This is a genomic window from Bifidobacterium sp. (assembly GCF_051876855.1).
GTDB lineage: Bacteria > Actinomycetota > Actinomycetes > Actinomycetales > Bifidobacteriaceae > Bifidobacterium.
In genome coordinates this window covers 1-11,198 of record NZ_JBJEIH010000048.1, presented here as the reverse complement: position 1 = coordinate 11,198, position 11,198 = coordinate 1, and the positions used below count along the sequence as shown (strand labels likewise).

The window sequence follows — 11,198 nt, the reverse complement described above, 5'->3', positions numbered from 1 at the left end:
CGCTTCGACGGCAAGGCCTGCATGCGGGCAGCGGGGACGGCCATATGCGCCCGGCGCTTATCAACACCCCGCATTCGGCGATTGAATCACTGTGGTTCAGATATGCGCTGGATGACGTCCCCAGGGCGGTTGAAACGCGGTCCGGCGAGCGTCCTGAAGTCATGTGGATTGATATGCGCACTGACCCGTGGGATCTGGTGATTCGCTGAACCGAAGACCGGATGCCGGGTGCGGGCTGGCTGGATTTCAGACACGTCAGACGCATCAAAGCAACCGCGCTCTTGATACCTGCCGTACCTGTACGTCCGTATGTTCATAGCAGAATCCGCATCCCACCATCCGCCTCCGTTATCCGCCCATCGGCGGGCAGAAAGGAACACACTGACATGGAAAACCATTTCGCTCACGGCGAGCAGGCCGACGCCGAATCGTCGGATATCCACGACGCTCAAGATGAGACCGCAAGCCAATCGCATACGAAGCATCTGCTCGACCGCTCGTCGGACGGCGTCGATATGAACGGTTCCGTCCGCGAAGTCAGCCGCAAAACGGTGTTCGAAGGCCCGATTTTCGCCATCGACGATATCGTTCTCGATCTGCCGAAGACCGACGGCGGCACCGCGCGAATCCGCAGACAACTGATCAGACACGCCCCATGCGTGGTCATGCTGGTGCACGACGTGCCGGGCGACCGCTACCTTATCGAACGCGAATACCGAATCGGTTCCAACCGTTTCGCCTATGGCCTGCCCGCGGGTCTGATGGACGCGGGGGAGAACCCCGAGCAGGCCGCCCTGCGTGAGCTGTCCGAGGAAACCGGAACCGTGCCCGACGACCTGTCCGCCGTCCGCTTCGACCATGTCGGGGCGTTCTATTCATCCGAAGGCATGACCGATGAGCTCGCCAACATCATGGTCATCCACCTTGACCGTTGGCATACCGAAGACCGGCATTTCGACGCCGACGAGCATGTCGAATCGGCGTGGGTCTCCTTCAGGCAGCTTCTGGACACGCCCGTAACCGAATCCAACGCCATCATCGCCATCCAGCATGAGATGCTGCGACTAATGCGTCAGGGCGATACCGTCGCATAAATTGTTCGGGCGGCACCAATCGGGTGGCACCAATCAAAGGCGCGCCAACAGGAAAACACACGGCGGGCTAGCCTGCGAACAAGAAGCGGCAAAACGTGAGATACTGGAATTATGCAAATCAGACCTGGTTCCATGTTTCCGCTCGGGGCAAGCTACGATGGCGCGGGCGTGAATTTCGCATTGTTCTCGCAGGTGGCAGACAAAGTCGAACTGTGCCTGTTCGATGAGAACGACCATGAGACGCGCGTCGAGATGACCGAGCAGAACTCGTATGTGTGGCACAACTACCTTCCCGGCATCCAGCCCGGGCAACGCTACGGGTATCGTGTATACGGGCCGTACGACCCCGAACAGGGGCTGCGGTGCAACCCGCACAAGTTGCTTCTGGACCCGTATGCCAAGGCGATTGAAGGCAACATCGACGGCGATGAGAGCCTGTACTCGTACTGGTTCCGCAACCCGGACGACACGCACGACATGAACACGCTCGATTCTGCAGCCCATACGATGAAAGCCGCGGTTATCAACCCGTACTTTGATTGGGGCAACGACCAGCATCCGTTCATCCCGTATCACGATTCGGTGATTTACGAGGCGCACGTGCGCGGCATGACCAACCTCAACACCATGGTGCCCCCGGATATCCGCGGCACCTACGCGGGGCTGGCGTACCCTGGCGTGATTGAATATCTCAAAAAGCTTGGCGTCACCGCCATCGAGCTCATGCCAATCCACCAGTTCGTCAACGACTCGTTCCTGCAAGAGAAAGGGCTGAGCAACTACTGGGGGTACAACACCATCGGCTTCTTCGCGCCGCAGAACTCCTACTCCAGCTCAGGCGAGCGCGGCGAGCAGGTCAACGAGTTCAAATCGATGGTCAAGGCATATCATCATGCCGGCATGGAAGTTATCCTCGACGTTGTCTACAACCATACGGCCGAAGGCAACAACTACGGGCCGACTCTGAGCTTCCGCGGCATCGACAACAAGGCGTACTACCGTCTCGTGGACAACGACCAGCGCCACTACTTCGACACCACCGGCACCGGCAACTCGCTGCTTATGCGCTCGCCGTATGCGCTGCGACTAATCACGGACAGCCTGCGCTACTGGGTTACGGAAATGCATGTCGACGGGTTCCGTTTCGATTTGGCCGCGACACTCGCACGCCAGTTCCAGGAAGTCGATAAGCTGTCGGCGTTCTTCGACATCGTCGAACAGGATCCGGTCATCTCGCGGGTCAAGCTGATCGCCGAACCGTGGGATTTGGGCTCGGGCGGCTATCAGGTCGGCGGCTTCCCATCCAGCTGGTCGGAATGGAACGGCCGATATCGCGATTGCGTCCGCGATTTCTGGCGCTCACAGCCTTCGACCTTGCCGGAATTCGCCAGCCGACTGATGGGCAGTTCGGACCTCTATGAGCAGAACGGGCGCAGGCCGGTCGCGTCGGTGAATTTCATCACCGCTCATGACGGCTTCACCATGAACGATCTGGTCAGCTACAACAACAAGCACAACGAGGCGAACGGCGAAGGCAATCGCGACGGGGAAAGCAACAACCGTTCCTGGAACTGCGGTGTCGAAGGCCCGACGAGCATCCGTGACGTCAACGAACTGCGTGAACGGCAGATGCGCAACATGTTCGCCACCCTCCTGGTCAGCCAAGGTATCCCGATGATTTGCGGCGGTGACGAGGTCGCGCGCACACAGCAGGGCAACAACAACGCATATTGCCAGGACAACGAGATTTCGTGGACAAATTGGGATCTCAACGATTCCCAGAGGGATCTGCTGCGGTTCGTCAGCAAGATGATTCATCTGCGGCTCGACCATCCGGTGCTGCACCGCCGCCGCTTCTTCACGGGGCGCACGCCGGGCGATGACGAGAATACGATACCGCAGGTCGAATGGTTCGACCATCTCGGGCGAATCATGGATATGGATGACTGGCAGAACACGCACGCCTCGTCGATGATGGTGTACCTCAACGGCAAGGATATTCCTGAGAGCGACTGGTACGGCAACCAGATGGTCGACAATAATTTCATCCTGATTTTCAACGCCCACTACGAGCCGATTATGTTCACGCTGCCTGACGAGAAATACGGACAGAAGTGGCAGCTGGTCGTCGATACCTACAATCCCAAGGGGCCGGAATTGAGTTATGAGGCCGGGTTCGACATCACCGCGCAATCGCGCAGCTTCCTGCTGCTCATGAGCGTGGATGATACCGACAAGGAGGAGCTGTTCTGAAGGAACTGCTCTGAACGCGCGGTTGTTCAGGGATATCCGATGATTGTCCGGCAATCGCAGTGATAGGCCGTGATTGACTGGGCTACACAAACTGGTCGGTACGGCCGATCGCCGATTGTCGCGCTGCTGATGCCCGATTACTGGTCGGATGCGAGCCGCGACTCCAGCGACGAATCAACCGGTTTCGTCTCGATTGTCGAGTGATGCCGGGAAGGCAGCCAGCGCAACCAATGGCGGCGACCGGATTTCGAATGATCGTCGTCGGTTGCGCCTGAACCGGCTGTCTTGGCAGCTTCCACATCGTCTTTGGATGCTCTCGTCACCGGCACGTTGACCGGAATCGGCACGGTCCGCATCGCATCGGCATCGTTCCCGCTTACTGCGACATCATACTGGGCGTGCAGAAGCTGCGCCTGGACGCGGTCAGTTTCGATCGCCGCAATTTGCCTGGTGAATACCACGAACCATCCGAGGAACAGCAGTCCGGCGAACGCCTCGACATTCGTCAGCGTATTCTCGCCTTCCAACCAGATGATGCCGGTATAAGCGCACACGACGATTGCAAGATCAGAGATCACATACACCGCTTTCGACAGCTGAGGGGCCAACCATGGCAGGGCGAGCAGCAGAATGCCCATGACGCCGGGCAGGCTGCGCGCGAACACGTTGTGCAACACCGGATGCGGGGTGTAACGGAACATTCCGATGCCGAAGAACTCGATGCCGGCGAGCGTGAGCAGAATCCCGAGAATGACGGTGCGCGGGACGAAATGGGGGATAGGGCCCGAACCCAGTTTTGTCTCGTCGCCATGCCAGCGCAGACGTTGCCGGTAATTCGCCACGAGCTCGGAGATGGCGAAGTAGCTGATGATGATGATGCAAATGCCACCGAGCATGAGTGTGGAATTGAACATGCGTGCCGCGAACGTGGTGCGGTCGCCCAGCTGGGAGAAATTGTTATTCGCCCAATACGGGTCATCACTGGTCGAGCCCGCGGTGCTGACGCCTGCGATGATGAAGAACGGCAGCAGGGACGCCAGGGTTTTCGCGTTCATGAGCTCCGCTTGAACGAAAGTCAGATAGCCGACGATTCCTGAGAATGCGGCGCAGATCGCAGGCAGGTACCCGGTCATCGTCTTGCCCATGAGCGAATTGATCATGTCGAGGAACATGAACGACGTGAGGAATATCGTCGATCCGTACACAACCGATAATGCGAGCACCTCAAACAGACGCCGGACGACGAGATACCAATGGTGTTTCTCTCGCAACGACCTGGAAAAATGCGTATACCCGATGATGAACGAAACGACGGCACATCCCGCGGCGATACCTGAGCATGCGGTGAATGTGCGCTGGGTCAGCTGCCAGATTGCGGGCGCGTAGGTGCGGAACATGGTCATCGCGAAGTACCCGATGACCGCGCAGACGACACAGGAAATCAGCCCCGACGATTCAGCCCGCTGGTTACGTCCCACGTCGTTCTCCTCTCATTGCCTTGCAGCAGCCATTGTATCGCCAGCGATAGAGGGGTGGCGTCGCTGGTTTGTGGTGCCCCGCAAACTGGTTACGCTGAGGGGCGTTAGCGCCAGTGGGTTCGTCCAAACTGGTTACGCTGGGAACGTTGTCAGCGTAGATAGTTTGTGGGTTCGCCCAAACTGGTTACGCGCGGGGTCAGGAGGAAAAAAGAAAGCCGCGGAATCGTCGGAATTCCGCGGCTTTATGGTCGGGCTGACAGGATTTGAACCTGCGACATCCTGCTCCCAAAGCAGGCGCGCTACCAAACTGCGCTACAGCCCGTTGTGTCAAACGGCACAATCACCCATTATACCTAAAGCCAAGACGAGTACGACACGACACTGTTATTCCATCGCCATTTCGTTGGAGTTCCGCCGTTTTGCATTGTCATTCCCGCCGCCTTTCCGTTCTGACCCCACTGTGCCCATTGGCTTGTCCCACAAACCCGCGGACTGTTCCCATATACTGTAATCAGGCGCTGCCAGATGCGGCATTTCGGATACTATGGTGTCCATGACCGAACACGCATATCCCGACCCTTGGCCCGCGCCGGTGGCGAGCTGCCCACTCCATGCGACCGTGACCATTCCGGGCAGCAAATCCCTGTCCAACCGTTTCCTCATCCTTGCCGCGCTCGGCACGAAGCCGGTTACATTGCGCGGATTACTGCGTTCGCGAGACACCGAACTCATGATGGACGCGCTGTGTACGCTCGGAGTGCATTGCGATATTGCGGATGATGATGAGACCACGGTGACCGTGACTCCTCCGGCCGGCGGATATTTCCACGGTTCGGACACCGTGTATTGCGGACTCGCCGGCACGGTGATGCGTTTCGTGCCCGGCCTCGTCCTGTTCGCCGATGGTCCGGTCCGCTTCGATGGGGACAAGCAAGCCTACCAGCGGCCGATGGGGCCGATTCTCGACGGGCTCGAGCAACTCGGCGCGACCATCGCCTACGAGGGGGAGGCCGGACGATTGCCGTTCACCATCACCCCGCCGCAACATACGTCAATCGAGGGGCAGCGGCGGCATGTCGCCATCGACTCGTCATCATCATCCCAGTTCATATCCGGGCTGCTGCTCATCGGTTCACGGCTCCCCAGCGGGCTTGACCTCACTCACACCGGCGAGCACCTGCCCAGTATGCCGCATATCCGCATGACCATGCATGATGTTGAGGCTGCAGGCGGGAATATCAGCATGCCCAAGCCGGGCCACTGGATTGTGGAACCCGCGTCGCTCGAACTGCCTGCGGGCGTCACCGTCGAACCCGACCTGTCCAACGCCGCTCCCTTCCTTGAGGCGGCGATGATTGCGTCCGGCAGCGTATCCATCCCGAACTGGCCGTACACCACCACCCAGCCCGGGGGACTGCTGCCCGGAATCCTGCAGCACATGGGTGCAAACGTCACGCTAGACGGCACGCCATTCGACGAAGCCCTCCGACAAGCCCAAACCGACCCGCATGCGTACACCCACCGGTCTGGAACACTGACCTTGACCGGCAACGGCACCATCCACGGACTCGGGGATTACGACATGTCCGCGGCGGGGGAGATCGCACCGAGCATTGCCGCCGCAGCAGCGCTCGCCGACACGCCGTCAGCGTTGCACGGAATCGGGCATCTGCGCGGCCATGAGACCAATCGTTTGGCAGCGTTGGTCACCGAAATCAAGCGGATTGGCGGGAAAGCCGAGGAGCTGCCTGACGGGCTTGCCATCGAACCTGTCCCGCGCGCTTCACTGCATGCTGCGGTCATGGAAAGCTATGCCGACCACCGTATGGCGACGTTCGCCGCCATGATTGGGCTCGCCGTGCCGGGCATTGAAATTCGCAACATCGCGACCACACGCAAGACGATTCCCGATTTTCCGGGCATGTGGGCAGATATGCTCAATCAGCGCTGACTCGCGTCATCGCTGTTGTGACAACTGGGATCGTGTAATCGCGCTGTATTGCTTGTGATTGCTCCCATTTCTGTTTCTGCCGACGCTGACAGCATGCTCAGCGTCGGCAGAAACAGAAAGGCCGGCGCTGGGAACCTGATGACGCGCAAGTATATACGAATGAGGGGCTGTAAGGATGTTTGTGCGCATCCTCACAGCCCCTCAGCTGTGTCAACGGTCAGTTACCGACTGTGTCATCGACCAGCCGATTAGACTGACTGGCGTATTCAGCGGGTGAACTCGTTGCCGTAGGAGTCCTTGCCCTCCGCGGCGATGGTCGCGGACTTGCGGGCGATGGCGAGCTCCTCGTTGGTCGGCACAACGGCGATGACCACGGAGCTGTCCGGCGTGGAGATGACGCGCGGCTGCTTGGAACGCGTGTTGTTCTTCTCCTCGTCGAGCTTGACGCCGAACGGGGCGAGACGATCGCACACCATCTTGCGCACGATTTCGTCGTTCTCGCCGACTCCGGCGGTGAAGGTGATCACGTCGACGCCACCCATCTGCGCGGTGAAGTCGCCCACGTACTTGATGATGCGGTGCACGTACACGTCGAGGGCGAGCTTGGCGTCCTTGTCGCCGGCTGCGACGAGCTTGTGGACCTCACGCATGTCGGCGTGGCCGCACATACCGGTCAGGCCGGAACGCTTGTTGAACAGGGTGTCCAGCTCGTCCACGCTCATGTGGGCGTTGCGGATCAGGTGGAAGACGGCAGCCGGGTCGATATCGCCGGTACGGCCGCCCATCATGAGGCCTTCGAGCGGGGTCAGGCCCATGGAGGTATCGATCGGCTTGCCGGAAATCTGGGCGGAGGCGGAAGCGCCGTTGCCGATGTGCAGAACGATCTGCTTAAGGCCTTCGGCGGGCTTGCCGATGATATCCGGGACGACGGAGCCGACATACTCGTGCGAGGTGCCGTGGGCGCCGTAGCGGCGGATGTGGTACTGCTCGGCGATGTCCTTGTTCAGCGCGTAGGTGCTGGCCTCGGCCGGCAGCTGGAAGAAGAAGGAGGAATCAAACACGAAGACCTGCGGCACGTCGGGCAGCAGCTGGCGCATGACTTCGGCGCCCTTGGCTTCCGGGCCGTTGTGCAGCGGGGCGAGCACGGCGAGATCCTTGACCTGGTTGATGGTCTTGTCGGTGACGAGCGCCGGCTTCGGGAAGATGTAGCCGCCCTGGACCACTCGGTGGCCGACAGCCACGATGCCAGCCTCGGAAAGCTTCGGGCCGTACTGCTCGAAGAAGCCGAGCACGCGCTTCAGGCCCTGCTCATGATCGTGGATGGGCTCCTCGAGCTCATGCTTCTCACCGTTGTACTCGTGCTTGTAATGGCCGTCGGTCGGCTCGCCGATCTTCTCGACGAGGCCGGAAGCGAGACCTTCACCGGTCTCGAGGTCGACCAGCTGGTACTTGATTGAGCTGGAACCCGAATTGATGACAAGGACGGTTTTCGCCATAGTGGGCATCCTCCATTGTTGTGTACGATCCGTGCGGTTCTGCACGGCTACCATAGCTGACTTTACTCGCGAGCGGCTACAAATCGGGGCGCACGCCACGGCGGATCCATGAGCGTACGCCCCTAGTCGCAGGCGTGCCCTGTAGCTCCAGCTCCGGGCACGCCCGGTCAGGTCAGTCCTCTTTCGTCTGCATCGCGGTCAATGCGATGGTGTTGATGATATCCTGGACGGTCGCGCCGCGAGACAGGTCGTTGACCGGTCGGTTGAGGCCTTGCAGCACCGGCCCGATCGCACGGGCGCCCGACGCGCGCTGGACTGCCTTGTACCCGATATTGCCGGCGCTCAGATCCGGGAAGACGAACACGTTGACATGCCCGGCGACTGCGTTGCCCGGCGCCTTGGTTGCGGCCACCTCCGGCTCCCACGCGGCATCGAACTGGATTGGCCCGACCAGGGGCAGATCCGGCTGCTGCTCACGCACCAATGCGGTGGCTTCCTCGACCAGCTCGACATCCGGTCCTTTGCCCGAGCCGAGCGTCGAATACGACAGCATGCCCACCCGCGGCTCGATGCCGAGACTCTTGGCCGTGCGCGCCGATTCGATGGCGATTTCCGCGAGTTGACGGGCATCCGGGTTCGGTGTGATCGCCACGTCCGCGAAAACGGCGACATGCGTCTTGAAGCACATGAGGAACGCGCCGGATACCAGCGAATTGCCTGGTTTGGTCTTGATGACCTGCAAGGCAGGCCGCACGGTGTTCGCCGTGGAGTTGACCGAGCCGGACACCAGCCCGTCCGCCTTGCCGAGCACGACGAGCATCGTGCCGAAATAGCTCGGATCCTTGAGCTGCTCGCGCGCCTTGTCAGGCGTCATGCCTTTCTTGGCCCGTAGCTCGCACAGCTTGTCAATCATAGGAGCGAGAACGGTTTCATCGTTCATGCTCTGGAAGTGTGCCTTGGACAGGTGTTTGAGTCCGAGTTCGTCACCATGCTTGAGGATGTCGTCGCGCTCGCCAAGAATCAGCAGATCGACGACTTCGCGTTCGAGCAGATAATCCGCGGCTTCGAGAATACGGCCTTCTTCACCTTCCGGCAGCACGATGGTCGCGCCGGACTCCTTGGCCCCATGCAGCAGCTTGTTCTGGAACGCGTACGGCGTGGTGGCAGGGGAGAAGGGGGTGTCGATTGCTGCCCTGACCTCGTCGGCGGGAGCGTTGTCGCGGAATGCTTTCAGCGCGCGCTCGGCGGCATTGTTATGCTCCGGATCGGGGAAATCGACCGCGGGAATCGTCCACACCGGAATATCAAGCCCGGACAAGGCCTGACGGGCGTCATCGGCTTTCTCAGGCGTGCACCCGGTCACGAAAACGCCGACGACGGCTGAGCCGCCGTGTTCGATCGCCTGACGGCAGGATTCGACGGTCGCGAGCACTTCCTCGCCATTGCGTCGCATAGTGCACACCGCCAGGAACACCGGGGATTTGAGGTCCGCGGCGATGTCTACGTCAAGTTCGAAGCTGTGCGGGTTGAACACGTGGGAGGCGTCCGTGCCGACAATGACCATGGCCTCGGCACCGCTGGCTTTCACGGTGTCGTAGTAGGCGGAGACGATGTCGGGCCGGACACACTGCGGGTGCTCGCGTGCATACTTGGGGCATACCCCACGCACATCCTCGAGGCTCTGGCCTGCGTTCGACGTTTCGACAAGCGCTTGCGTGATGGGGCTTTTACGGCATGCTATCGGGCGGAACACCCCGGTGCGTGCGACGGCGGTGAGGGCATCAAGCACCCCGTACGCCACGACGTTGCGGCCGTTGCCGCCTTCTGGACTGGCGATATAGATCACTCGTTCCGACATGTTGCTCCTTGGATCTTGCCTGCGCGCTTCCGTGCACGAGGCTTGGGCATCATCGTTCCGTTCTATTGTACGGTCGTTGTGTTTCGCGGGATGCCGCTGTGTCGAAAGAGGAGCTGTCGTTGTTCCTTCCTCTGCTACTGTCTCAGCGGGCTGTCGACATACGGACAGGAGTATGAGATTTCAAGGTGCGTATTCGGCAGCCGGGAGATGATGAGTTTGCCTCCTTTCACCGTGTGAGCGGCGGCGTCGCACTGGTAATATAGCGCCGAGTCGACCTCCACGCCCTTCTGCTTACCGTTCGCGTCCGTCCCTTGAACATGGTAGTAGGTGGTATGGCATCCGTATGTGCCGCAATTCGGGTCATATCCCTCTTGTCTGGACGTGCTGATGTTGGTCAGTGTGACCCGCTCCGGATTGCCGACGTAAGGGATGTCCTTGACCGCGGGGATGAAGAAGAAGTGTGTAGCGGCGATGAGCGCGGCAACAATGGCCAGGATGGCTATCACGGCTTCGAAGGGTCGCAGATTGGGCCCGGTTTCGGACTTGTGCTGGAAGCCGTCTCGCAGCAAGGCGCAGCACATCACCGCTGTTACCGTGAGTATGGGCACACACAACAGTGCGCAGATGTAATAGAAGCGGTCAAACGTCCCCCACTCGCTCATCGGGAAATCAAAGCCTCCAATGAGGATTGCCGGAACGATGGCAATGAGGGGCATGATGATACAGAGCATAAAGGCCAGCAATTTGAAGACGCGGGTGAATGTGTTACTGAAGTCGAAACTGGCATACAGAATCTTCTCCTTTGTTGTCTTACTGGTCTCCTGCACCCAGTCTTGTTTGTCCGGCGGCGTGGCGCCGACGGTGTCCGGAGCAGTAACCGGTGCCGTAGGGCTGGTCGGCGAGTATTGCTGGGGCGGAATGATATTCTCTGATGCGTCATCCATGACGGCGGGCTCTCTTCCAATGTGCTGTGCAATGTGCTGTGTATAGCAGAAGCTGCATCGTAGAAAAATAGGCCTTTCGCTGTTTGGTGTGGGTGAGTGGGTCGGGGGGTGGTGGTGCTGGTCG

7 protein-coding genes, 1 tRNA gene and 1 pseudogene are annotated in these 11,198 nt (G+C 59.9%); 4 read left to right on the top strand and 5 right to left on the bottom strand.

Going from position 1 to position 11,198, the window contains the following annotated elements; genetic code table 11:
- From ACI38B_RS03950 to glgX, 3 genes and pseudogenes are all read left to right on the top strand, one after another.
- Positions 1-209: pseudogene (locus ACI38B_RS03950) on the top strand (Nif3-like dinuclear metal center hexameric protein); the annotation flags it as partial.
- A gap of 177 nt (positions 210-386) precedes the next feature.
- The gene (locus ACI38B_RS03945) at positions 387-1,094 is read left to right on the top strand and encodes an NUDIX hydrolase (protein WP_439729611.1); all 708 of its coding nucleotides are present in this window, start codon (positions 387-389) and stop codon (positions 1,092-1,094) included.
- Between the two features lie 111 nt (positions 1,095-1,205).
- Positions 1,206-3,347 carry a glycogen debranching protein GlgX gene (glgX, locus tag ACI38B_RS03940; RefSeq protein ID WP_439729610.1) on the top strand — a complete coding sequence of 714 codons (2,142 nt, stop codon included), beginning with the start codon at positions 1,206-1,208 and terminating at the stop codon, positions 3,345-3,347.
- Between the two features lie 137 nt (positions 3,348-3,484).
- Here the strand turns inward: glgX and ACI38B_RS03935 are convergent, their stop codons facing one another.
- Both ACI38B_RS03935 and ACI38B_RS03930 read right to left on the bottom strand, forming a co-directional pair.
- On the bottom strand, positions 3,485-4,825 hold the full coding sequence (locus ACI38B_RS03935; protein ID WP_439729609.1) for an ABC transporter permease: 1,341 nt from the start codon (positions 4,823-4,825) through the stop codon (positions 3,485-3,487).
- 245 nt (positions 4,826-5,070) lie between these two features.
- A tRNA-Pro gene (locus ACI38B_RS03930) sits at positions 5,071-5,147 on the bottom strand.
- Positions 5,148-5,378: 231 nt separating this feature from the next.
- On the opposite strand from ACI38B_RS03930, the gene aroA reads away from it, so the two are divergent.
- Positions 5,379-6,776 carry a 3-phosphoshikimate 1-carboxyvinyltransferase gene (aroA, locus tag ACI38B_RS03925; RefSeq protein WP_439729608.1) on the top strand — a complete coding sequence of 466 codons (1,398 nt, stop codon included), beginning with the start codon at positions 5,379-5,381 and terminating at the stop codon, positions 6,774-6,776.
- Positions 6,777-7,042: 266 nt separating this feature from the next.
- Here the strand turns inward: aroA and ACI38B_RS03920 are convergent, their stop codons facing one another.
- From ACI38B_RS03920 to ACI38B_RS03910, 3 genes are all read right to left on the bottom strand, one after another.
- Positions 7,043-8,272, bottom strand: a complete 1,230-nt coding sequence (locus ACI38B_RS03920; RefSeq protein WP_015450420.1) for an acetate/propionate family kinase — start codon at positions 8,270-8,272, stop codon at positions 7,043-7,045.
- Between the two features lie 172 nt (positions 8,273-8,444).
- Entirely contained in the window at positions 8,445-10,130 is a 1,686-nt protein-coding gene (gene pta, locus ACI38B_RS03915) for a phosphate acetyltransferase (protein ID WP_439729607.1), read from the bottom strand.
- A 134-nt stretch (positions 10,131-10,264) separates the two neighbouring features.
- The gene (locus tag ACI38B_RS03910; RefSeq protein WP_439729606.1) at positions 10,265-11,074 is read right to left on the bottom strand and encodes a hypothetical protein; all 810 of its coding nucleotides are present in this window, start codon (positions 11,072-11,074) and stop codon (positions 10,265-10,267) included.
- Positions 11,075-11,198: the final 124 nt, after the last annotated feature.